Source organism: Streptomyces sp. NBC_01217 (assembly GCF_035994185.1).
GTDB lineage: Bacteria > Actinomycetota > Actinomycetes > Streptomycetales > Streptomycetaceae > Streptomyces.
Window position 1 is genome coordinate 3485099 of record NZ_CP108538.1, and the last position, 24499, is coordinate 3509597.

General features: G+C 66.5%; 15 protein-coding genes and 3 rRNA genes. 7 read left to right on the plus strand and 11 right to left on the minus strand.

Annotation, left to right across the window (positions count from 1 at the left end):
• Positions 1-134 precede the first annotated feature (134 nt).
• Complete coding sequence (gene secA / locus OG507_RS15295; protein WP_327367753.1) at positions 135-2954, minus strand: preprotein translocase subunit SecA; 2820 nt, start codon at positions 2952-2954, stop codon at positions 135-137.
• A 239-nt stretch (positions 2955-3193) separates the two neighbouring features.
• Between secA and OG507_RS15300 the strand changes: the two genes are divergently transcribed.
• Both OG507_RS15300 and OG507_RS15305 read left to right on the plus strand, forming a co-directional pair.
• Positions 3194-3769 (plus strand): GNAT family N-acetyltransferase, encoded by a 576-nt coding sequence (locus OG507_RS15300; protein ID WP_327367754.1) that lies wholly within the window; start codon positions 3194-3196, stop codon positions 3767-3769.
• A 72-nt stretch (positions 3770-3841) separates the two neighbouring features.
• The gene (locus OG507_RS15305) at positions 3842-5017 is read left to right on the plus strand and encodes a winged helix-turn-helix domain-containing protein (RefSeq protein WP_327367755.1); all 1176 of its coding nucleotides are present in this window, start codon (positions 3842-3844) and stop codon (positions 5015-5017) included.
• A gap of 58 nt (positions 5018-5075) precedes the next feature.
• On the opposite strand, the gene OG507_RS15310 is transcribed toward OG507_RS15305, so the two are convergent.
• From OG507_RS15310 to mtnA, 7 genes are all read right to left on the minus strand, one after another.
• Positions 5076-5831, minus strand: a complete 756-nt coding sequence (locus OG507_RS15310; RefSeq protein ID WP_327367756.1) for a response regulator transcription factor — start codon at positions 5829-5831, stop codon at positions 5076-5078.
• 185 nt (positions 5832-6016) lie between these two features.
• Positions 6017-6706 (minus strand): ribosome hibernation-promoting factor, HPF/YfiA family, encoded by a 690-nt coding sequence (gene hpf / locus OG507_RS15315; protein ID WP_327367757.1) that lies wholly within the window; start codon positions 6704-6706, stop codon positions 6017-6019.
• Positions 6707-7031: 325 nt separating this feature from the next.
• Positions 7032-7757 (minus strand): ComF family protein, encoded by a 726-nt coding sequence (locus OG507_RS15320; protein ID WP_327367758.1) that lies wholly within the window; start codon positions 7755-7757, stop codon positions 7032-7034.
• A gap of 71 nt (positions 7758-7828) precedes the next feature.
• The gene (locus OG507_RS15325) at positions 7829-9694 is read right to left on the minus strand and encodes an LpqB family beta-propeller domain-containing protein (protein ID WP_327367759.1); all 1866 of its coding nucleotides are present in this window, start codon (positions 9692-9694) and stop codon (positions 7829-7831) included.
• Positions 9684-11708 (minus strand): MtrAB system histidine kinase MtrB, encoded by a 2025-nt coding sequence (mtrB, locus tag OG507_RS15330; RefSeq protein ID WP_327367760.1) that lies wholly within the window; start codon positions 11706-11708, stop codon positions 9684-9686. Before mtrB ends, OG507_RS15325 begins: the two co-directional genes overlap by 11 nt.
• A 1-nt stretch (position 11709) precedes the next feature.
• On the minus strand, positions 11710-12399 hold the full coding sequence (gene mtrA, locus OG507_RS15335; protein WP_187438793.1) for a two-component system response regulator MtrA: 690 nt from the start codon (positions 12397-12399) through the stop codon (positions 11710-11712).
• A gap of 4 nt (positions 12400-12403) precedes the next feature.
• Complete coding sequence (gene mtnA, locus OG507_RS15340; RefSeq protein WP_327367761.1) at positions 12404-13549, minus strand: S-methyl-5-thioribose-1-phosphate isomerase; 1146 nt, start codon at positions 13547-13549, stop codon at positions 12404-12406.
• Positions 13550-13689: 140 nt separating this feature from the next.
• On the opposite strand from mtnA, the gene OG507_RS15345 reads away from it, so the two are divergent.
• Genes OG507_RS15345 through OG507_RS15365 form a run of 5 tightly spaced genes read left to right on the plus strand, consistent with a single transcriptional unit; the run spans position 13690 to position 19161 of the window.
• A complete protein-coding gene (locus OG507_RS15345; protein ID WP_327367762.1) occupies positions 13690-14919 on the plus strand; it encodes a glycerophosphoryl diester phosphodiesterase membrane domain-containing protein in 1230 nt (409 codons plus the stop codon).
• Positions 14920-14923: 4 nt separating this feature from the next.
• On the plus strand, positions 14924-15613 hold the full coding sequence (locus tag OG507_RS15350) for a DUF4129 domain-containing protein (RefSeq protein WP_327367763.1): 690 nt from the start codon (positions 14924-14926) through the stop codon (positions 15611-15613).
• Complete coding sequence (locus OG507_RS15355) at positions 15610-16842, plus strand: DUF4350 domain-containing protein (RefSeq protein WP_327367764.1); 1233 nt, start codon at positions 15610-15612, stop codon at positions 16840-16842. The genes OG507_RS15350 and OG507_RS15355 overlap by 4 nt, the downstream gene beginning before the upstream one ends.
• Positions 16839-17840: an AAA family ATPase gene (locus tag OG507_RS15360; protein ID WP_327367765.1), complete on the plus strand. Its 1002-nt coding sequence runs from the start codon at positions 16839-16841 to the stop codon at positions 17838-17840. Before OG507_RS15355 ends, OG507_RS15360 begins: the two co-directional genes overlap by 4 nt.
• A gap of 10 nt (positions 17841-17850) precedes the next feature.
• Positions 17851-19161 carry a DUF58 domain-containing protein gene (locus tag OG507_RS15365; protein ID WP_327371979.1) on the plus strand — a complete coding sequence of 437 codons (1311 nt, stop codon included), beginning with the start codon at positions 17851-17853 and terminating at the stop codon, positions 19159-19161.
• A gap of 111 nt (positions 19162-19272) precedes the next feature.
• Here the strand turns inward: OG507_RS15365 and rrf are convergent.
• The 3 genes from rrf to OG507_RS15380 form a co-directional block, all read right to left on the minus strand.
• Positions 19273-19389, minus strand: a 5S ribosomal RNA gene (rrf, locus tag OG507_RS15370).
• A gap of 77 nt (positions 19390-19466) precedes the next feature.
• Positions 19467-22589, minus strand: a 23S ribosomal RNA gene (locus OG507_RS15375).
• A 298-nt stretch (positions 22590-22887) separates the two neighbouring features.
• Positions 22888-24413: ribosomal RNA gene (locus OG507_RS15380) — 16S ribosomal RNA — on the minus strand.
• The 16S, 23S and 5S rRNA genes sit together here, the layout of an rRNA operon.
• Between the last annotated feature and the right edge of the window lie 86 nt (positions 24414-24499).

Sequence of the window (24499 nt, forward strand, 5' to 3'; positions counted from 1 at the left end):
GCAGCGGCCCACCCACCCGCACCAGCCCCCGCACGCCCGAGCCCGAGCCCGAAGCCCAAACCCCTGCCCCGGGCCAAAAAAGCCGGGGCCGGCCACCCACAAAGGTGCCCGACCCCGGCCGATCAAGCCACGCGCTACTTCTTGCGGCGCCGCCCACCCCCACCATTCTTCTGCGCCTTGCGCCGCTCCGCCCGAGTCAGCCCGTCCGACTCCGACACGACCCCACCGTCACCGTTGGAGAAGTCGCCCTCGACGACCCCGCCCTCCCCGTCCACCGTGGGAGCGGAGAAGTGCAGCCGGTCGGGACGCTGCGGAGCATCGAGCCCCTTCGCCCGGATCTCCGGACGCGCCGCCGGCACGAGGTCCTCCTTCGCGAGCGAGGTCCGCTCGGCCTCGTCCTGCACCGGAACCTCCTCGACCTGCTGCTCGACCTGGACCTCCAGGTTGAACAGGTAGCCGACGGACTCCTCCTTGATGCCCTCCATCATGGCGTTGAACATGTCGAAGCCCTCTCGCTGGTACTCGACCAGCGGGTCCTTCTGCGCCATGGCACGAAGGCCGATGCCCTCCTGGAGGTAGTCCATCTCGTAGAGGTGCTCGCGCCACTTGCGGTCCAGGACGGACAGCACCACACGCCGCTCCAGCTCACGCATGATGTCCGACCCGAGCTGCTTCTCGCGCTCCTCGTACTGCTCGTGGATGTCGTCCTTGATGGACTCGCCGATGAACTCGGCGGTGATCCCGGCCCGGTCCCCGGCCGCCTCCTCCAGCTCCTCGACGGTGACCTTCACCGGATAGAGCTGCTTGAACGCACCCCACAGCCGGTCCAGGTCCCACTCCTCGGCGAAGCCCTCGGAGGTCTCCTGGCGGATGTAGTCGTCGATCGTGTCGTCCATGAAGTGGCGGATCTGGTCCTGCAGATCCTCGCCCTCCAGGACCCGGCGGCGCTCGCCGTAGATGACCTCACGCTGCCGGTTGAGCACCTCGTCGTACTTCAGGACGTTCTTGCGCGTCTCGAAGTTCTGCTGCTCGACCTGCGACTGCGCCGACGCGATCGCCCGCGTCACCATCTTGTTCTCGATCGGCACATCGTCCGGCACATTGGCCATCGACATGACGCGCTCGACCATCTGCGCCTTGAACAGCCGCATCAGGTCGTCGCCGAGCGACAGATAGAAGCGGGACTCGCCCGGGTCGCCCTGACGGCCGGAACGACCGCGCAGCTGGTTGTCGATACGCCGCGACTCGTGCCGCTCGGTACCGAGCACATACAGCCCGCCGAGTTCCTTGACCTCTTCGAACTCCGCCTTCACGGCCTGCTCGGCCTTCTCCAGCGCGGCGGGCAGCGCGGCCGCCCACTCCTCGACGTGCTCCACGGGGTCGAGGCCGCGCTGGCGCAGCTCCGCCTCGGCGAGGTCGTCGGGGTTGCCGCCGAGCTTGATGTCGGTGCCTCGTCCGGCCATGTTCGTCGCGACCGTGACAGCGCCCTTGCGGCCGGCCTGGGCGACGATCGTCGCCTCACGGTCGTGCTGCTTGGCGTTGAGGACCTCGTGCTGGACACCGCGCTTGGAGAGCTGCTGCGAGAGGTACTCGGACTTCTCGACCGAGGTGGTGCCGACCAGGATCGGCTGGCCCTTCTCGTGCTTCTCCGCGATGTCGTCGACGACCGCCGCGAACTTCGCGACCTCGGTGCGGTAGATCAGGTCCGACTGGTCGGCACGGACCATCGGCCGGTTGGTCGGGATCGGCACCACACCGAGCTTGTAGATCTGGTGGAACTCGGCGGCCTCGGTCATCGCCGTACCGGTCATGCCGGAGAGCTTGCCGTAGAGGCGGAAGAAGTTCTGCAGGGTGATCGTGGCGAGCGTCTGGTTCTCGTCCTTGATGTCCACCCCTTCCTTCGCCTCGATCGCCTGGTGCATGCCCTCGTTGTAGCGGCGGCCGGCGAGGATACGGCCGGTGTGCTCGTCGACGATCATGACTTCGCCGTCGATGACGACGTAGTCCTTGTCCTTCTTGAAGAGTTCCTTGGCCTTGATGGCGTTGTTGAGGTACCCGACGAGCGGGGTGTTCACCGACTCGTAGAGGTTCTCGATGCCGAGCCAGTCCTCGACCTTCGCGACGCCGGGCTCATGGATGGCGACGGTCCGCTTCTTCTCGTCGACCTCGTAGTCGCCGGTCTCCTCGACGCCCTTGAGCGGGTTGCCCGCCTCACCCTTGGTCAGACGCGTGACCAGCTTGGCGAAGTCGCCGTACCACTTGGTGGCCTGGTCGGCCGGGCCGGAGATGATCAGCGGCGTACGGGCCTCGTCGACGAGGATCGAGTCGACCTCGTCGACCACGGCGAAGTTGTGGCCGCGCTGGACGAGCTCGTCGGCGGACCACGCCATGTTGTCGCGGAGATAGTCGAAGCCGAACTCGTTGTTCGTGCCGTACGTGATGTCGCAGGCGTACTGCTCACGGCGCTGGGCCGGCGTCATGTTGGCCAGGATGCAGCCGACGGTCAGGCCCAGGAACTTGTGGACCCGGCCCATCATTTCGGAGTCACGCTCGGCCAGATAGTCATTGACCGTGATCAGGTGAACGCCCTTGCCGGAGAGCGCGTTGAGATACGCCGGCAGGGTGCCGACGAGGGTCTTGCCCTCGCCGGTCTTCATCTCGGCCACATAGCCGAGGTGCAGGGCTGCGCCGCCCATCATCTGGACGTCGTAGTGGCGCTGTCCGAGGACCCGCTTGGCGGCCTCACGGACGGTGGCGAATGCCTCGGGGAGCAGGTCGTCCAGGCTCTCGCCGTCCGCGTACCGTTCCTTGTACTCGTCGGTGAGCGCCCGCAGCTCGGCGTCGGAGAGGTTGACGAAGTCCTCTTCGATGGAGCTGACCTGGTCCGCGATGCGGTGCAGTTTGCGCAGGATCTTGCCTTCGCCTGCACGCATGAGCTTGTTGAAGACGGACACTGAGGCTGGTCTCCTTGCCGGTCGGGCCTGGCACTGGGTCGTGTTATGGACTCTGGCGCGGGCACGGCAGGTGGGCCCCACCGCAACGGCCATCGTAAGCGAGGACCCCGCCGCGCCGGGAGGGCCGCCGCCGCGTCGGCTCCGTCGTCCCTTCCGAGTCAACGGCCGGGAAGCTCCGAAGGTGCCGGGAAGTCCGAAAAGTGTTCGCTTCGCGGCCGGTGCCTCACCAGAATCCGTACATGGAGCCGATCACCCTCACCACTGAGCGTCTGCTGCTGCGCCCCTTCGCCGGCGATGACGTGGACGAGATCCACGCAGCTTGTCAGGATCCGGACATCCAGCGCTGGACGACCGTGCCCTCCCCGTACAGCCGCGCCGACGCGGAGTTCTTCGCGGGGAAGCTGTCCCCTGGCGGCTGGCACGACGACTCCATGTACAACTTCGCGGTGGTCCTGCGCGAGGACGGGGCCCTGACGGGCGCGCTCGGCATCAACCGCCGCAACCTGCCGAACACGTACGAGGTGGGCTTCTGGACGGCCGAGGAGCACCGGGGCCGCGGTTACACGACGGAGGCGGTGCTGTGCGCCGCCCGCTGGACCTTCACCTCGCTCGGCGGCGACCGGCTGGAGTGGCGGGCCGAGGTCGGCAACCTTGCCTCGCGTGCCGTGGCGCTGAGGACGGGATTCCGGATGGAGGGCGAGCAGCGGTCGGGTCTGCTGAACAATGGCGTACGGCGCGACGCCTGGATCGGCGCGCTGCTCCCTTCCGATCTCGGCCTGCCCGGCGCCCATGCCTATCTGCCCGCCGCCGGCTGACTCACCGGCGTCCGGTCACAGGTCGGTGGACTCCCCGGCCGAATGTCAGTGCCGCCCTCTAGGGTGCGAGGCATGACGTCTGTGCCGCCTCCCGCCGCCGAACTCTCCGCCGACCAGGCGCGCAGGATCGCTCTGCGCGCCCAGGGCTTCCTGGGCGCCCCGGACCGCCGGGCCGGGGTTCCGGGCGTGCTGCGGCATCTCGGTGCCGTACAGCTCGACACGATCTCGGTGCTCGCGCGTTCGCACGAGCTGATTCCGTACGCGCGCCTGGGCGCGGTCGGCCGGCGCACGGTCGAGGAGGCGTACTGGTCGGGTGGCCGCACCTTCGAGTACTGGTCGCACGCGGCCTGCATCCTGCCGGTCGAGGAGTGGCCGCACTTCGCGTTCCGGCGCCGCGCCTACCGCTCGCGCCCCCACTGGCACCACGACCTGCCCGACGGCGCGTACGAGACGGTGATCAAGCAGCTGCGCGCCGAGGGCCCTCTGACGGCGACGGAGCTGGGCGGCGCGAAGAACGGCGGGGAGTGGTGGGACTGGTCGGAGTCGAAGGTCGCCGTCGAGCGCGCCCTGATGTACGGCGAGGTGGTGTGCACCGAGCGGCGCAGCTGGAAGCGGGTGTACGACCTCGCCGAGCGGGCCCTGCCCGATGCCGTGCTGCACGACGATCTGGACGACGCGGAGTGTCTGCGCCGGCTGGTCGCGCTCGCGGGGCAGTCCCTGGGCATCGGCACCCGCGCGGACATCGCGGACTACCACCGTCTCAAGGGCGAGCAGTTCGACGCGGTGGTGGCGGACTCCGGTCTGGTGCCCGTGACGGTACAGGGCTGGGCGAAGCCGGCCTGGGCGGACCCGGCGGCGCTGGCCTCGGAGCCGCGCGGGCGGCACCGTACGACCCTGTTGTCGCCGTTCGACTCACTGGTCTGGGAGCGGGCGCGCACCGAGCGGATCTTCGGTTTCACGCATCGCCTGGAGGCCTACGTCCCCAAGGCCAAGCGGATACACGGCTATTTCGCGATGCCTCTGCTGGCGGGCGGAAAACTGCAGGGCCGCGTCGACCCGGCGCGCGAGGGGAGCACGCTGGTCGCCCGTCAGGTGACTCTGGAGGGCGGGAAGGCCGTGGTACCGATGGCCGAGGCGCTGGTGGAGGCCGCGTCCTGGGTCGGCTGTACGGATGTCCGGCTGGAGCGGGTCGACGCACCCGAACTGCGCGGGCCGCTCGATCGGGAAATCTCCCGCCTTCTGGCGTGAGCACGCATTTCCGTCCCTTTACCCGGCGTCGCCCTGACCGGTCCCGTCGTGGGACCGGTCATCTGATCTCCAGGATCTTCTCCCGCATGGCATAGACCACGGCCTCCATCCTGGAGTGCAGCTGCAGCTTCTCCAGAATGTTGCGGACGTGGTTCTTCACGGTGTTCTCGGAAATGAACAGCTCCTTCGCGATATCGCGATTGTTCATGCCCGTTGCAACGAGTTTCAGGACCTCGAGTTCCCGGTCGGTGAGCCGAGGCGCCGGCACCAGCCTGCGCTCGTCGGTCCGCTGGATCATCGACTTGAACTCCGTGAGCAGTTTGGACGCCATGGAGGGGCTGATCTGGGACTGCCCGTCGGCGACCGCCCGGATCGCCGTGGCCACCTCGTCCGTGGAGATCTCCTTGAGGAGATAGCCGGTGGCGCCCGCCTTGATCGCGTCGTAGAGGTCGGCCTCCTCGTCGCTGATCGTCAGCATGATGATCTTCGCACTGGGGGCCACCTCCTTGATGGACGTGCAGGCCTCGATGCCGCCGCGCTTGGGCATCCGTACGTCCATCAGCACGATGTCGGGCAGCAGGTCCGCCGCCTTGTCGACCGCCTCCGCCCCGTCACCCGCCTCACCGATGACCTGGATGTCCTCCTCCTGGGCGAGGACGATCTCCAGACCTCTGCGGAAGAGCGCGTGGTCGTCCACCACGAGGACCCGGATCGGCTCCTTGCGTGAGCCGCTGTCCGCGTCCGCGCCGGTATCACCACCGGCAGCATCGCCGGCGTCATTCGCATCGCGCACGGGCCCGAAGGTGTCCGCCATCGTTCCTCCCCCTGAAGGCCATGGCCTGAAGTTCATGAGTCGTCCGCCAACGGCAGTTCACAGAGCACCGGTTGGCTTGGGACGACATGATTTCATGCCTGGACGTCGGAGCGGTGATCCTGTGTCCGCACACGGGTGCCCCTGGGGGCGCACAGACGCTCCAGGGGCACCACAGAAGGGTGGCGTCAGCCGCCGAGCGCACCGCCCGCGCCGCCCGCCTCGTCGGCGGCCAGCGGATCGGTCCTCAGGTGGATGACACCGTAGTCATAGGCATGCCGTCGGTAGACGACACTGGGTTCCTTCGTCTCGGAGTCGACGAACAGATAGAAGTCGTGCCCGACCAGCTCCATCTCGTAGAGCGCCTGATCGAGCGACATCGGTGCGGCGACGTGCGTCTTCTCGCGCATCACCAGAGGTCCCTCGCCCTGTACCTCCAGCGAGCCGAACCTGGTGGTGGGTACGGACTGAGCCGTCTCGTTGCCGACCAGATCGCCCTCGCCGTTGAACGACGCCGCGCCCGGCACGGTCTCGGCGACTTCGGCAGCGGGAATCCGGCCGTTGCCACGGCGGCTGTAGCGCTTGTCGTGCTGCTTGCGCAGCCGCGCCTCCAGCTTGCCGGTGGCCAGGTCCAGCGCTGCGTACGGGTCGCCTGCGGCCGCTTCCGCCCGGATGACCGGCCCACGCGAGCGGAGCGTGATCTCCACCCGGTCGGAACGGTCGGCCTGACGGGGATTCGGCTCCTTGGACACCTCGACGTCGAGGCTGATCACCTTGCCGTCGAACTTCTGGATCTTGTCCAGCTTCAGCTTCTCGGCCACGTGCTTGCGGAACCGCTCGGGCACCTCGGTCTTGCGGCCCTTGACGACGATGTCCACGCAGAACTCCGTTCCCGGATCACTCCGCTCAGCGGCGGAGCATCTCCCTTTTGCACCAGGCCCCGGTGGTCGCCGGAGCCGCGGACTCGGTGACTTCCACCTCCTCCTCCCCCATCGGCAAGGTCTCCACCCCACCGAATTCTCTGCCTCTGGACTACCGGTGAGTTGCCTGCCCGAAACCTGGTGGCACATTCGCCGAGGTCTGGCATTCACCATTCCTCACAACCGAACATAGCCTGCCTGGCCGGATGTCGGCACCCGCTACTCGCACGTACCTCCGTTCAGGTCTTTTTACCCACTCACCACCTGCGACGATGCAAGTTCATCAGCAGTTCCGGTTTATTTCGAAGGCAGACGGAGATACTGCGACAACGGCCGCCTGCCCGCTGCCGAATGCAGCATCTGTGCGCCCGCGCGCGGCCCCGATCGCCCGGGCCGCCTCGGCCAGCGAGGCACCGGTCGTCAAAAGGTCGTCCACCAGCACCACCCGTCCGGCCGCAAGCAGCCGTTCACCCCCGGCCACGACCTCCAGCGCCCCTGCAAGATTCGCCAGCCGCTGCCGGGCTCCGAGCCCCGCCTGATCAACCACCGGGCGCCGCTGCCGCAGCACCGCGGCCATCCGGGCCCGGGCACCTGCGCGCCGCAGCTCGCCCGCGGCGGCCAGCGCGATCCGGCGCATCGGATCGTGCCCCCGCGCCGCCACGGCCCGCCGTGTCGACGGCACGGGTACGAGCAGGAGCGGGCCGCCGCCGCCCACCTGCCCCGTCCCGGCCCGTACGGCCCCCGCCAGCGCCTTGCCGAGCGCCCCGGCCAGCCCCAGTGCGCCCCGCTCCTTATGAGCCAGGAGCACCGCGCGTACCGCGTTCTCGTACGCGGCGGCCGCATGCACCACCGGCAGGCCCACGGGCTCCGGCACGGGCCGTACCCGGCGCGGTGCCCCGCCGTACAGCTCCGTACAGCATTCGTCGCACAGTTCGGTACGCGGTCTGCCGCAGCCACCGCAGGCCACCGGCAGAACCAGTCCGGAGATCTCCCGCCACCATCCCCGCATGACTCCACTGTGCCCTCCTCGGAGGGACCGGGCCACCCCTGTGGAAAACGCGGGAGCGGCCCTGCTGGACCTCAGCCCGGGTAGACCAGCGACGAGCCTTCCTTGACCACCGTCTGCCAGTTGTCACCCGGCGACAGCTTGACGATCCCGTCGCTCGACGTGGCCGCCATCAGCGGCAACTGCTCGTCGTCGGCCGCCGCGACCGACGACACCTGGTTCACACCGGGCAGAACACCCGATGCCGGCGCCGAGCCGTCCGCCTGCACATAGCGCACCTGCTGCACGCCGCCCTGCTCCTTGCCGACCACCACGAGACGGCTCCGGCCCGACCACGACATCGCGGTCACATCCATCAGCTGTGGTGCGGCCTGTCGCAGATCCACCACCGAGACCTTCTGCTCCGCCTCCGGCACACGCCGCTCGATCCGGCCGATCTTCAGCGTGTTGTGGCCGCCCTGGGTCACCAGAAGGGCGATCCGCACTCCGTCCGCAGACATCCGCAGCGCCTCGATGCGCCCGCCGTCCAGGCTCGGCACGGTGACCTCCTGCGGCTTGCCGGCGCCACCGGTCAGCCGCAGCAGCCGGGGTCTGCGGGGATCCCGATCGGCCACCCAGAGGTCGCCGCGGCCGTCCCAGCTCGGCACCGACAGGCGGTCGTTCGGGTTCTTGGCGCTGCTGGTCACCGCGGCCGCGGGAAGCTCGCCGTCCGCGACGATGGACGACACATAGAGAGCCGCCCTGTCGCGCGAGACCGCCGCCGCCCACTGCTCGTCCCTGGACACACCGACCGAGCCCATCCGCATCGGACCGTCGCCGAGCGGACCGGCCACCACCTCGGGGGTGCCACTGCCCTTGGTGCTGCCGGGAATTCGCTCCACATGCCCCTTGGCATCGACGAAGTACTGGCTGTCCGGCCCGCTCGACGAACCGTCAGGGGCGAACTCCTCCGCCTGGTCCGTCCCGAGGACGCACAGCGGGGAGCCGTCGGAGCGCTGCAGCTCGACCTGCTCGACCCGTGCGGACGTCAGGTCCCGCAGGGTGTACAGGACCTGCGAGGCCATCATGCGGCAGGAGCGCTGCCCGACCCCGTCGGCCTTCTTGTTGAGCGGTACCTTCAGTACGTTGCGGTCGTCGGGCGCCAGCGAGGTGACACCCTTCCTCAGCGCCGTACCGGCGGGGAAGCGGGAGTCGACCACCGGCCGCAGCCAGTTGGTCGGCCCGGCCAGAAGGCTGCGGACCGCCTGCGTCACGGTGTCCATCCCGGTGACGGGATCCGTCCGGCTGCGGAGATAGACAGGATCGGCGACCAGGGCCGACTGCTCCGCCGTCCGCCCCGCGGCGAAGTAGTACTTGTCGACGGAGCGGTAGAGGCGCTTGAAGTCCGACTGCCCGAGCAGAAGGCCGTCCGGCACGAGGTCGATGCGCCACTCCTTGCCCTCCGGACCGTTCTCCCTCACCAGATGCAGGCTCTGGTTGTAGTCCGTGGGCGCGAGCGGCTGATAGGCGCTCTGGGCGTCGATCGTCGCCACCTTCTCACCGGTCAGGGTGTAGGTGACCTCCGTGACGCCGGGGTCGTTCTCGTGGAACGGGCGGTCGCTCCGGTTCGGCGCCTTGGCGAGCACCGTCGTGAACGCACTCGGCTTCCAGGTACTGGCCGCCCTCTTCGTCAGATACTTGCGGGTCGTCCTGAAGTCGGAGTCATCGCTGGTCATGGACTCCAGGAAGCCGTCGACGACCTCGTTGGGCGTGGCGTTGTCACGCGGCGCCACGGCGTACACCTGCACCTGGGAGTCACCGGGCTGCGAGGCGTCGACAGCCTTGACATCCCCGGTGACGGGCATCGAGCCGCACGCAGACAGCAGCGCGACACCGCATCCGAGCAACGCGAACAGCCCCAGCGCACGTCCATGGCCGTCCCTGCGACGGTCAGTGCCCACGATTCCTGTCCCCCCGCTCCGGATCCTTCACTGCAGATTCGAAATCGCCGCCCGGCCGGTCCTCGGCGGCGCGTGCGACCACCCGTGCGCCGTTCCCCGGCAGGGCAGCCGGATGCACCGAGACCGGCGCCGTCCGGGAAGCCGCGGGGGTACGCGAGGGTACGGGCAGCGCCGACCGGTCGTTGCCACCGGGCTGGGTCGGCACCGTCGTCAGCCGGTGCTCGCTCCCGGTCGTGGAAGCGGCCGCGGCCCGTTCCCGGTTCTCCCGGTTGCGCCGGGAGTCCTCGGGTTCCAGCGGTATCGGCGATCCGCGCAGCGGCTCGTCCGCCGTGCGCGGCAGGGTCAGCCGGAACTGCGAACCGCCGCCCGGCTCACCCCATGCCTGCAGCCAGCCGCCGTGCAGCCGGGCGTCCTCCACGGCGATGGACAGTCCGAGTCCGGTGCCACCGGTCGTCCGCGCACGGGCCGGGTCGGCCCGCCAGAAACGGTTGAACACCCGCGTCGCCTCGCCGGGCTTGAGCCCCACGCCGTAGTCCCGGACGGCCACGGCGACCGCGCCTCCGGCCACCCCCATCCGCACCACGACGTCCCGGCCCTCGCCGTGCTCGACGGCGTTGACCACCAGGTTGCGCAGGACGCGCTCCACCCGCCGCGCGTCGGCCTCAGCGATCACCGGCTGCTCGTCGCCGACCACCCGGATCCGGGTGCCCTTGCGCTCGGCCAGCGGCTCGGCCCCACCGATCACCCGGCGCACGACCTGCCGCAGATCTATCGGCTCGGCCTCCAGCGCGGCCGCGCCCGCGTCGAACCGGCTGATCTCCAGCAGATCGGAGAGCAGCGACTCGAACCGGTCGAGCTGATCCCCGAGCAGCTCCGCGGAGCGTGCGGTCACGGGATCGAAGTCGCTGCGGGCCTCATGAATGACATCGGCGGCCATCCGTACGGTCGTCAGCGGCGTCCGCAGCTCGTGGGAGACGTCGGAGACGAAGCGCCGCTGCATCCGGGACAGCTCCTCCAGCTGCTGGATCTTCAGCTGCAGGTTCTGCGCCATCTTGTTGAAAGCTTCACCGAGCCGGGCGATGTCGTCCTCGCCGGTGACCTTCATCCGCTCCTGGAGCCTGCCGGCGGAGAGCCGCTCGGCAATGCCAGCCGCCATCCGTACGGGCGTGACGACCTGGCGCACCACGAACCAGGCGATGGCCCCGAGCAGCACGACCACGAAGAGTCCCGCGGTCGCCAGTGTGCCCCTGACCAGCGTCAATGACTTCTCCTCCTGCGTCAGCGGGAAGAGGTAGTAGAGCTGGTACGGATTGTGGTCGATGTCGTAGAGCCGCTTGCCCACGACGAGCCCGGGCTGCGGCTCCTGCCCGTTCGCGTACTGGATCAGGGAGTAGGTCTGGAACGCTCCCGGGCCCTTGTTCACGGAGTCCCGCAGGTTCTGCGGAATGCTCGCCGCCTCCACGCTGCCCGAGCCGCGCGGCGCACGGGTGCCCTCGTCGGCACTGAGCGCCACCACGTTGAAGGCGTTCTTGCCGCCACTGGCGAGCTGGTCGACAAGCTCGGTCCGCCAGGAGTTGTTGGCCGAGGTGCCGTCCGCCGTGTCGCCGCCCGGCCCACCGGGGGTGAGCGGGGCGTTCGCCTTCTCCTGGGCCGCCGCGAAACCACCGGCGGCCTGGGTCTGGGCGGCCTTGCCCTTCGCGTCGAGCAGGCCGTTGCGCACCTGCCCGATCACCACCAGCCCGAGAAGCAGCACCACACCGAGCGACATGAGCAGCGTGCCCGCGACGACCCGCAGCTGGAGGTTGCGCCGCCACAGCCGCACGGCGGGCAGCAGCGGACGCCGCACCCAGCGCATCAGCAGTCGCGGCACGGGGCCGCCGTGCATCCGGTCGTGGAACAACCGGCCACCTTGCAGAAGGCGCCCGGCCTGGGACGCCTCGTGTCCTGGAGCAGCAGCCCGCTCCGCACGGGCTCCCGGCTCCCCGGGCTGCGGAGCAGCGCTACTCAGGGACATATCAGCTCGGTCCGGCCTTGTAACCGACACCACGGACGGTCACCACGATCTCGGGCCGCTCCGGGTCCTTCTCGACCTTGGAGCGCAGTCGCTGGACATGGACATTCACCAGCCGGGTGTCGGCGGCGTGGCGGTACCCCCATACCTGCTCGAGCAGTACCTCACGGGTGAAGACCTGCCACGGCTTACGGGCGAGCGCGACCAGCAGGTCGAACTCCAGCGGGGTGAGGGCGATCGACTGCCCCTCCCGCTTCACCGAGTGACCGGCCACATCGATGACCAGATCCCCGATGGCCAGCTGTTCCGGCGCCGGTTCCTCGGACCTCCGCAGACGTGCCCTGATCCGGGCAACCAACTCCTTAGGTTTGAACGGCTTGACGATGTAGTCGTCGGCCCCGGACTCCAGGCCCACCACCACGTCAACCGTGTCGCTCTTGGCAGTGAGCATGACGATCGGCACACCCGACTCGGCCCTGATCAGCCTGCAGACCTCGATGCCGTCCCTACCGGGCAGCATCAGATCCAGCAGGACCAGGTCCGGCTTGGCCTCACGAAATGCGGCAAGTGCCTTGTCGCCGTCCGCTACGAACGACGGCTCGAACCCTTCACCACGCAGCACAATCCCGAGCATCTCGGCCAGTGCGGTGTCGTCGTCGACGACAAGGACGCGTCCCTTCATAATCGACATCATCCCATTAGCTAATCGTTATCTGCGATGACCTGGCACACAGCTCTGCCAGTCCGACCCCCGTGACCGGGGAAACTGCGCCCTCCTCCGTGACGATCGCCGTGACCAGCTCCGGCGGCGTGATATCGAACGCGGGGTTGTACGCCGGGGTTCCCACCGGTGCCACGAGCAATCCGCCGGATTCCTCGCCCACCACCCCAACCTGCGGCGATGTGAGCTCCGTCACTTCATTCCCCGGCCGCTGCTCCACGATGATCGATGACCCGCCCGCGGTATCCAGATCCACGGTCGTGGTCGGCGCCACCACGATGAAGGGTATGTGGTGGTACTTCGCGAGCACCGCCAGCGGATAGCTTCCCACCTTGTTCGCCACCGATCCGTCCGCAGCGATGCGGTCCGCCCCGATGAGCACGGCATCCACCTCCCCCGCAGCGAACAGGGAACCTGCTGCGTTGTCCGTGAGCAAGCTGTACGGCATGCCATTGCGCGCCGCTTCGTACGCGGTCAGCCGTGCGCCCTGCAGCAGCGGACGTGTCTCGTCCACCCACAGCCGGCGCAACCGCCCCTCCCGGTGCGCCCCTAGCGCCACGGCGAAGGCGGTGCCCTCACCACCCGAGACCAGGGCCCCCGTGTTGCAGTGGGTCAGCAGCCGATGCGCACCACCGGGCAGCAGCTCGTCCAGCAGGGCAAGCCCGTACCGCGCCATACGCCCACTGGCCTCGGCATCCTCCCGGTGCAACGCTCTGGCCTCGGCCAATGCCGCCGCCGCGGCCCGCTCCGGCGCCGCCCCCTTCTCCACGGCCACCCGGTACGCCCCGGCAGCCCGGCGCACCCCGTACCCGAGGTTCACCGCGGTGGGCCGCGCCCGCTCCAACAACCCGGCGGCCTCCACCACGTCGTCCCCCCGCACCGCCGCGAGAGCCACCCCATAAGCCCCTGCGATACCCAGCAAGGGCGCCCCGCGGACCGCCAGCGTCCGGATCGCCCGCACCAGCGCGGGCACATCGGTACACGCCAGTTCGGCCTCCTCGGCAGGCAGCCGAGTCTGGTCGAGGAGCACCAGCGCGGGACCTTCCGGAAGCTCGTCCCAACGGAGTACGGAAAGCGCGGGAGGCTCGCTGCCCACCGGCGATTGCGCGTCCTGATCAAACATCCGCCCAGTCTGCCCGGTGAGCCGCCCACAAATGAAGGTACGAAGGACATACATCGCCAGGCCCGTACCGAAGCAACGCGTGGCACGATGGCTGCCAACCTGCCGCCCCGATGAGCGGACAGGACCGTTAAGGAGCGAGAATGAACGACACTCCGGGCTGGGCCTCGCCCGGATCTGCCCCCTCCGAGGACCAGGAGGCCGGTATCCCCCGGCCTTCCGAGCCCGTCGACGGCAGCGGCCCGGCAGGGAACTGGTCTCCCACGCAGCCGCCCGCAGGGCAGTGGTCCCCACCGAGTGCTCCCGGCACCGGTCCAGGCGCACCACCCCCCGCCCCCGGCTGGGGCGGCGCACCTCGGGGCGCCGGCTGGGTAGGTGGGCCGCACGGCCCTGGCCTGCAGCAGCCGCCCGCCGCGGCCAAGCCCGGTGTCATCCCGCTCCGGCCACTGGGCGTGGGCGAGATCCTCGACGGCGCGGTCTCCACGATGCGTGCCCACTGGCGCACGGTCCTCGGCATCACGCTGACCGTGTCCGTGATCGCCGAGATCGCGATCATCCTCGTACAGCGCTATCTGCTGCCGGAACCCGCGGCGATCGACCCGAACGCCACCGGTTCTGAAGCACTCCGACAAGCCGCCGACTCGACTCAGTCGGCACTGGTCAACAGTGTCCCGTCCCTGCTCATCACCATGATCACCACACTGGTCACGACATCCGTACTGACCGTGGTGATCAGCCGTTCTGTGCTGGGCCGCCCGGTGACGCTCTCCGACGCATGGGCCGAGGCCCGGCCCCGGCTCGCTCAGCTGCTGGGTCTGACGCTGCTGCTGGCCCTGATGAGCGCCGCCATCCTGACGGCGGGCCTGCTGCCGGGGATGCTGATCGGCTCCGCTGCAGGCGCCGCACTCGTCGTCGTCGGATTCGTGGCCGCGATCGTCGTCTTCATCTGGCTGATGGTCCGCTTCTGCCTCGCCTCGCCGGCGCTGATGCTGGAACGGCAATCGATCACGGCCTCCATGCGCCGCTCCGCAAAGCTGGTCAGGGGCGCATGGTGGCGGACCTTCGGCATCCTCGCGCTCACCTGGCTGCTGACTGTCGTCGTGACCGTGATCATCGCCATCCCTTTCACCGTCATCGCGATGGCCGCGGACGGCGACGGTATCGGCTCCCTCCTCACGGGCAGCTCCCCGGACTTCGGCTGGCCGTTCCTGATCATCTCCGGCATCGGTCAGGTGATCACCGCAACGATCACCTACCCGTTCTCCGCCGGTGTGGCGGCCCTGCTCTACATCGATCAGCGCATCCGTCGCGAGGCACTCGACCTCGATCTCGCCCGGGCCGCAGGCCTGCCCGGATACGACACCAGGAGCTGATGCCGTGTCGGGGGCGGGGGGCAAAACAGCAGCACAGCTACTCATACGCGCCGGCGGCGACATACCCGTGGACACTCCACGGGTCCCAGCCCGCGAGGCCGCGGAGCACGAGCTGTCCAAACCGATGTACCACGAGAACGATCCCAACCTCCTCCAGCGCGGTCTCGACCGCCTCTGGGGGTGGATCGGCGATCTGCTGAGCACGGCCTCCGGCGCCGCACCCGGCGGCCCACTCGGGCTCGTCGTGCTCGTACTGGTCGTCATCGGCCTGGTCGCCGCACTCTGGTGGCGACTGGGCACCCCGCACCGAACCGTGCGTTCCGCGGACGCGCTCTTCGGCGACAGCCCCCACAGCGCGGGCGAACACCGGGCGGCCGCCGAGGCCCACGCCTCCGCCCACCGCTGGAACGAGGCGGTCCAGGAGCGCATGCGCGCCATCGTCCGCTCCCTGGAGGAACGCGCCCTGCTCGACCCCCGCCCCGGGCGCACCGCCGACGAGGCCGCCGCCGAAGCGGGCCGTCCACTGCCCGCACACGCCACGCGGCTCCACGCCGCCGCCAGAGAATTCGACGACGTCACATACGGCGGCCGCACCGCGAACCAGCAGGCGTATCTGGACATACGAGCCCTGGACCTCGACCTCGAGAACGCCAAGCCTCTCCTGACAACCGCGGCCCAGGGAGCAGCCGAATGACCGAGGTCTCCGCCGCCCCCACCACCTCGGCATCGCTCACCCCGCACCAGATCTGGGTCCGCATCCGCGGCCTGCTGCTCGCCCTGCTCATACTCGTCGCTGCCGGAATCGCTCTGGCAAGCGTGCGCTCCGGCGACCAGCACGGCCGCCTCGACCCCCGTTCCGCCGACCGCTACGGCAGCCGGGCCGTCGCCGAACTCCTCAAGGACCGTGGCGTCTCCGTTCGCGTGGTCACCACGCTCGACGAGGCCATGGCCCGGACCGGCCCCGAAACCACGCTGCTCGTCGCCTCCCCCAATCTGCTGACACCGCGCCAGCAGAACGAACTCCGTGCCACGACCGAGCACTCGGCCGGCCGCACCGTCCTTCTCGCGGCAGGCCCCCCTTCCGTCGGCACACTGGTCCCCGGCGTCCGCGCGGAGTCCTCCGGACCGGTGGCCACCCGCACCCCTCAGTGCTCCCTGCCCGCCGCCCGTAACGCCGGCAGCTCCGAAACGGGGGGCTTCCGCTACGCCTCGGCCGTCCTCGACACGATCGCCTGCTTCCCGATCGACGGTCTGCCCACCCTCCTCCTGATCGAACAGGGCGCGGGAGACACCGTGCTCCTCGGCTCCCCCGACCTTCTCTACAACGACCGACTCGACAACCAGGGCAATGCTTCCCTGGCCCTGCAACTCCTCGGTTCCCGCCCACATCTGGTCTGGTACCTCCCCTCGCCCCCTGATACCTCTGCTACCGCCGGGACCGGCGCGGACAACGGGGACAGCAGCGACGGCAGCGACGGGGCCCACGACGATCGCAGCTTCGCCGACCTGATCCCTCAAGGCTGGCTGTGGGGAACCCTCCAACTCGCGCTCGCCGCCGTGCTCGCCGCCATCTGGCGGGCCCGTCGTCTGGGCCCCCTGGTGACCGAACGGCTGCCCGTGGCCATCCGCGCCTCCGAATCCGCCGAGGGCCGAGCCCGCCTTTACCGCAGGGCGAACGCCCGCGACCGGGCCGCCGACTCACTGCGCGCCGCCACCCGCACCCGTATCGCCCCACTCATCGGCGTCTCCCCACGCGACGCCCACTCCGCCGCAAAACTCCTCCCCGCCGTTTCCGCCCGTCTCAGCGCCACCGACAACGACCTCCAAGCCCTGCTCTTCGGACCCGCCCCGTCCGACGACACCGCTCTCGTACATCTGGCAGACCAACTCGACACCCTCGAAAGAGAGGTACGCACGTCATGAGCGCCCCGCCCCCAGTGCCCGCCGGGACTACCGAGACCATCGGGAACGGCGACACAGCCCGCGCATCCCTGGAAGCGTTGCGCTCCGAGATCGCCAAGGCCGTGGTCGGCCAGGACCCTGCAGTCACCGGGCTCGTCGTCGCGCTACTCTGCCGAGGCCACGTCCTGCTCGAAGGCGTTCCCGGCGTGGCCAAGACCCTCTTGGTCCGGGCTCTCGCGGCCTCACTCGAACTCGACACCAAACGCGTCCAGTTCACCCCCGACCTGATGCCGAGCGACGTCACCGGCTCACTGGTCTACGACGCCCGCACAGCAGAGTTCTCCTTCCAGCCCGGCCCCGTCTTCACCAACCTGCTTCTCGCCGACGAGATCAACCGCACCCCTCCCAAGACGCAGTCCTCTCTCCTGGAAGCGATGGAAGAGCGCCAGGTCACCGTCGACGGCACCCCACGGCTGCTGCCTGATCCCTTCCTCGTAGCCGCCACACAGAATCCCGTCGAATACGAAGGCACCTACCCTCTCCCCGAGGCCCAACTGGACCGGTTCCTCCTCAAATTGACGGTGCCTCTGCCGTCCCGCGACGAGGAGATCAGCGTCCTCACCCGTCATTCCAGCGGCTTCAATCCGCGCGATCTCAAGTCAGCAGGCATCCGCCCCGTCGCCGGCCCGGCCGATCTGGAAGCCGCCCGCAACGCAGTCGCCCAGACCAAGGTCTCCCCCGAGATCGCCGGATACGTCGTCGATATCTGTCGTGCCACGCGTGAATCCCCCTCGCTCTCCCTCGGCGTCTCTCCCCGAGGCGCTACCGCGCTGTTGTCCACCGCACGAGCCTGGGCCTGGCTCACCGGCCGCGACTACGTCATTCCGGATGACGTGAAAGCCCTGGCACTCCCCACGCTTCGCCATCGCATCCAACTGCGCCCCGAAGCGGAGATGGAGGGAGTCACCCCCGACTCCGTCATCACCGCAGTCCTCGCACACGTCCCCGTACCCCGATGAGGCGGTGACCGTGGCCCTCACCGGACGAACCGCCTTGCTGGCCGCCCTGGGGTCACTCCCCGTAGGCATCCTGACGCCCAGCTGGACAGGCATGCTCGCGGTCAACGCACCGCTCTCTCTAGCAATTCTGTGCGACTATGCCCTGGCTGCACCAGTGCGAACGCTCCAGTTCACCCGATCCGGTGAAACAACCGTTCGACTCGGCGAGACCGCCGAGGTGCAACTCACCGTAACCAATCCTTCCCGTCGCCGCCTGCGCGGACACCTTCGCGACGCCTGGCCGCCCAGCAGCTGGTCCACCGGGACGGAACAGTCCTCATCCCGTCACACGCTGACGATCCCGGCCGGGGAACGCCGTCGGCTGACCACCTTCCTGCGACCAACACGGCGAGGTGACCGCCGAGCCGAACGTGTCACCGTCCGCTCGTTCGGACCTCTGGGGCTCGCGGCCCGCCAGGGAAATCACGAAGTCCCCTGGACGGTACGTGTTCTGCCCCCCTTCACCAGCCGCAAGCATCTGCCGTCCCGCCTGGCCAGACTCCGCGAGCTCGATGGCCGCACCAGCGTCCTGACTCGTGGAGAAGGCACGGAGTTCGACAGCCTGCGTGCTTATGTGCCCGGTGACGACACGCGCTCCATCGACTGGCGGGCCACAGCACGTCAGTCCACCGTCGCCGTGCGAACCTGGCGCCCCGAGCGGGACCGTCACATCCTCGTCGTCCTGGACACCGGCCGTACTTCGGCGGGTCGCGTAGGTGATGTGCCCCGCCTCGACGCCGCTCTGGACGCGGCCCTGCTCCTCACCGCGCTTGCCACTCGTGCGGGCGACCGCGTGGACCTGCTCGCCTACGACCGCCGCATCCGCGCCCAGGTCCAGGGCAGGTCCGCGGGAGAAGTCCTGTCAGCCATGGTGAATGCGCTGGCACCGATCGAACCCGCACTCGTAGAAACGGATGCCCGAGGTCTCAGTGCTGCCGTGCTCGCCGGCGCTCCTCGTCGCTCCCTCATCGTGCTTCTCACCGGTCTGGACGCAGCCCCCGTAGAAGAGGGCCTGCTTCCGGTCCTCCGTCGACTGACCCAGCGCCACACCGTGCTGGTGGCTTCAGTGGCCGACCCACACATCGAACAGATGGCGGGGGCCAGGGGAACCGTGGACGCGATTTACGAGTCCGCAGCCGGCGCACAGGCCCAAGCGAGGCGGCTCCACACCGCTGAGCAGCTCCAGCGTCATGGCGCGGTGGTCGTCGATGCCACCCCGGACAACCTCGCCCCGGCTCTCGCCGACGCCTATCTCGCTCTCAAGGGAGCGGGACGCCTCTGACCCACCCCGTGCGTCAAATGAAAATCGTCCGTCGAGAAAGGGGCCTCTCAATGTGCCCTGAACGCAGGAAAGCCCCGTGCCACAAGGGCACGGGGCTTTCCCGTAAAAGGAGTTCGGCGGCGTCCTACTCTCCCACAGGGTCCCCCCTGCAGTACCATCGGCGCTGAAAGGCTTAGCTTCCGGGTTCGGAATGTAACCGGGCGTTTCCCTAACGCAATGACCACCGAAACACTATGAAACAAACAAACACCGGAACAACACGGCCGTTCGTTATTTCAGAACTAACACAGTGGACGCGAGCAACTGAGGACAAGCCCTCGGCCTATTAGTACCAGTCAGCTCCACCCGTTACCAGGCTTCCACATCTGGCCTATCAACCCAGTCGTCTACTGGGAGCCTTAACCAATCAAGTTGGTGGGAATACTCATCTCGAAGCAGGCTTCCCGCTTAGATGCTTTCAGCGGTTATCCTTTCCGAACGTAGCCAACCAGCCATGCCCTTGGCAGAACAACTGGCACACCAGAGGTTCGTCCGTCCCGGTCCTCTCGTACTAGGGACAGCCCTTCTCAATATTCCTACGCGCACAGCGGATAGGGACCGAACTGTCTCACGACGTTCTAAACCCAGCTCGCGTACCGCTTTAATGGGCGAACAGCCCAACCCTTGGGACCGACTCCAGCCCCAGGATGCGACGAGCCGACATCGAGGTGCCAAACCATCCCGTCGATATGGACTCTTGGGGAAGATCAGCCTGTTATCCCCGGGGTACCTTTTATCCGTTGAGCGACAGCGCTTCCACAAGCCACTGCCGGATCACTAGTCCCGACTTTCGTCCCTGCTCGACCCGTCGGTCTCACAGTCAAGCTCCCTTGTGCACTTACACTCAACACCTGATTGCCAACCAGGCTGAGGGAACCTTTGGGCGCCTCCGTTACTCTTTAGGAGGCAACCGCCCCAGTTAAACTACCCATCAGACACTGTCCCTGATCCGGATCACGGACCCAGGTTAGACATCCAGCACGACCAGAGTGGTATTTCAACGACGACTCCACAACCACTGGCGTGGCCGCTTCAAAGTCTCCCACCTATCCTACACAAGCCGAACCGAACACCAATATCAAACTGTAGTAAAGGTCCCGGGGTCTTTCCGTCCTGCTGCGCGAAACGAGCATCTTTACTCGTAGTGCAATTTCACCGGGCCTATGGTTGAGACAGTCGAGAAGTCGTTACGCCATTCGTGCAGGTCGGAACTTACCCGACAAGGAATTTCGCTACCTTAGGATGGTTATAGTTACCACCGCCGTTTACTGGCGCTTAAGTTCTCAGCTTCGCCGACCCGAAAGTCAGCTAACCGGTCCCCTTAACGTTCCAGCACCGGGCAGGCGTCAGTCCGTATACATCGCCTTACGGCTTCGCACGGACCTGTGTTTTTAGTAAACAGTCGCTTCTCGCTGGTCTCTGCGGCCACCCCCAGCTCACCGAGTAAATCGGATCACCAGTGATGGCCCCCCTTCTCCCGAAGTTACGGGGGCATTTTGCCGAGTTCCTTAACCATAGTTCACCCGAACGCCTCGGTATTCTCTACCTGACCACCTGAGTCGGTTTAGGGTACGGGCCGCCATGAAACTCGCTAGAGGCTTTTCTCGACAGCATAGGATCATCCACTTCACCACAATCGGCTCGGCATCAGGTCTCAGACTTAATGTGTGACGGATTTGCCTATCACACGCCCTACACCCTTACCCCGGGACAACCACCGCCCGGGCTGGACTACCTTCCTGCGTCACCCCATCGCTTACCTAATACAAGTCTGGTCCGTCGGCTCCACCACTACCCTCAACTCCGAAGAGATCGGGCCGGCTTCACGGACTTAGCATCGCCTGATTCAGTACTGGGCGTTTCAAAGCGGGTACCGGAATATCAACCGGTTGTCCATCGACTACGCCTGTCGGCCTCGCCTTAGGTCCCGACTTACCCTGGGCAGATCAGCTTGACCCAGGAACCCTTAGTCAATCGGCGCACACGTTTCTCACGTGTGTATCGCTACTCATGCCTGCATTCTCACTCGTGAACCGTCCACAACTCGCTTCCGCGGCTGCTTCACCCGGCACACGACGCTCCCCTACCCATCCACACAGGCGTTGGCCCTCAATGTGTGAATGACACGACTTCGGCGGTACGCTTGAGCCCCGCTACATTGTCGGCGCGGAATCACTTGACCAGTGAGCTATTACGCACTCTTTCAAGGGTGGCTGCTTCTAAGCCAACCTCCTGGTTGTCTCTGCGACTCCACATCCTTTCCCACTTAGCGTACGCTTAGGGGCCTTAGTCGATGCTCTGGGCTGTTTCCCTCTCGACCATGGAGCTTATCCCCCACAGTCTCACTGCCGCGCTCTCACTTACCGGCATTCGGAGTTTGGCTAAGGTCAGTAACCCGGTAGGGCCCATCGCCTATCCAGTGCTCTACCTCCGGCAAGAAACACACGACGCTGCACCTAAATGCATTTCGGGGAGAACCAGCTATCACGGAGTTTGATTGGCCTTTCACCCCTAACCACAGGTCATCCCCCAGGTTTTCAACCCTGGTGGGTTCGGTCCTCCACGAAGTCTTACCTCCGCTTCAACCTGCCCATGGCTAGATCACTCCGCTTCGGGTCTTGAGCGTGCTACTAAAACGCCCTATTCGGACTCGCTTTCGCTACGGCTTCCCCACACGGGTTAACCTCGCAACACACCGCAAACTCGCAGGCTCATTCTTCAAAAGGCACGCAGTCACGACATGCAAGCAAGCTCGCATGCGACGCTCCCACGGCTTGTAGGCACACGGTTTCAGGTACTATTTCACTCCGCTCCCGCGGTACTTTTCACCATTCCCTCACGGTACTATCCGCTATCGGTCACCAGGGAATATTTAGGCTTAGCGGGTGGTCCCGCCAGATTCACACGGGATTTCTCGGGCCCCGTGCTACTTGGGAAATCCTCAAACGAGCCGTTGATGTTTCAGCTACGGGGGTCTTACCCTCTACGCCGGACCTTTCGCATGTCCTTCGCCTACATCAACGGTTTCTGACTCGTCGACCAATCGGCAGATTGATCAAGAGAACTCCCGCAACCCCGCATGCGCAACCCCTGCCGGGTATCACACACATACGGTTTGGCCTCATCCGGTTTCGCTCGCCACTACTCCCGGAATCACGGTTGTTTTCTCTTCCTGAGGGTACTGAGATGTTTCACTTCCCCTCGTTCCCTCCACACTGCCTATGTGTTCAGCAGCGGGTGACAGCCCATGACGACTGCCGGGTTTCCCCATTCGGACACCCCCGGATCAAAGCTCGGTTGACAGCTCCCCGGGGCCTATCGTGGCCTCCCACGTCCTTCATCGGTTCCTGGTGCCAAGGCATCCACCGTGCGCCCTTAAAAACTTGGCCACAGATGCTCGCGTCCACTGTGCAGTTCTCAAACAACGACCAGCCACCCACCACCCCACCCTGAAAGGCGAGTTCACTGGGGCCGGCAACTGAAGGCGACCTCACGGCCGAACCCTCAGACACCCAACAACGTGCCCGGCACAACCGGCCCCTTCCCACGTTCCACGCCGAAGCAGTACTAGTGAAAAAAACCTGTCGCACCGAATAGTCAACGTTCCACCCATGAGCAACCACCGCCGGACATTTGCCAGCGTAATGGCCTCTGACCAGGCCAGACCTGGTAAGAAGTGCTCCTTAGAAAGGAGGTGATCCAGCCGCACCTTCCGGTACGGCTACCTTGTTACGACTTCGTCCCAATCGCCAGTCCCACCTTCGACAGCTCCCTCCCACAAGGGGTTGGGCCACCGGCTTCGGGTGTTACCGACTTTCGTGACGTGACGGGCGGTGTGTACAAGGCCCGGGAACGTATTCACCGCAGCAATGCTGATCTGCGATTACTAGCAACTCCGACTTCATGGGGTCGAGTTGCAGACCCCAATCCGAACTGAGACCGGCTTTTTGAGATTCGCTCCGCCTCACGGCATCGCAGCTCATTGTACCGGCCATTGTAGCACGTGTGCAGCCCAAGACATAAGGGGCATGATGACTTGACGTCGTCCCCACCTTCCTCCGAGTTGACCCCGGCAGTCTCCTGTGAGTCCCCATCACCCCGAAGGGCATGCTGGCAACACAGAACAAGGGTTGCGCTCGTTGCGGGACTTAACCCAACATCTCACGACACGAGCTGACGACAGCCATGCACCACCTGTACACCGACCACAAGGGGGGCACCATCTCTGATGCTTTCCGGTGTATGTCAAGCCTTGGTAAGGTTCTTCGCGTTGCGTCGAATTAAGCCACATGCTCCGCTGCTTGTGCGGGCCCCCGTCAATTCCTTTGAGTTTTAGCCTTGCGGCCGTACTCCCCAGGCGGGGAACTTAATGCGTTAGCTGCGGCACCGACGACGTGGAATGTCGCCAACACCTAGTTCCCAACGTTTACGGCGTGGACTACCAGGGTATCTAATCCTGTTCGCTCCCCACGCTTTCGCTCCTCAGCGTCAGTAATGGCCCAGAGATCCGCCTTCGCCACCGGTGTTCCTCCTGATATCTGCGCATTTCACCGCTACACCAGGAATTCCGATCTCCCCTACCACACTCTAGCCTGCCCGTATCGACTGCAGACCCGGGGTTAAGCCCCGGGCTTTCACAACCGACGCAACAAGCCGCCTACGAGCTCTTTACGCCCAATAATTCCGGACAACGCTTGCGCCCTACGTATTACCGCGGCTGCTGGCACGTAGTTAGCCGGCGCTTCTTCTGCAGGTACCGTCACTCTCGCTTCTTCCCTGCTGAAAGAGGTTTACAACCCGAAGGCCGTCATCCCTCACGCGGCGTCGCTGCATCAGGCTTTCGCCCATTGTGCAATATTCCCCACTGCTGCCTCCCGTAGGAGTCTGGGCCGTGTCTCAGTCCCAGTGTGGCCGGTCGCCCTCTCAGGCCGGCTACCCGTCGTCGCCTTGGTAGGCCATCACCCCACCAACAAGCTGATAGGCCGCGGGCTCATCCTTCACCGCCGGAGCTTTCAACCCCGTCCCATGCGGGACAGAGTGTTATCCGGTATTAGACCCCGTTTCCAGGGCTTGTCCCAGAGTGAAGGGCAGATTGCCCACGTGTTACTCACCCGTTCGCCACTAATCCACCCCGAAAGGCTTCATCGTTCGACTTGCATGTGTTAAGCACGCCGCCAGCGTTCGTCCTGAGCCAGGATCAAACTCTCCGTGAATGTTTTCCCGTAATCGGGACAACACAACACGAGAGCGGAATAACCGGTCGGAATAAGACCGGTTATTCACAGCGTCCTCGCTGTGT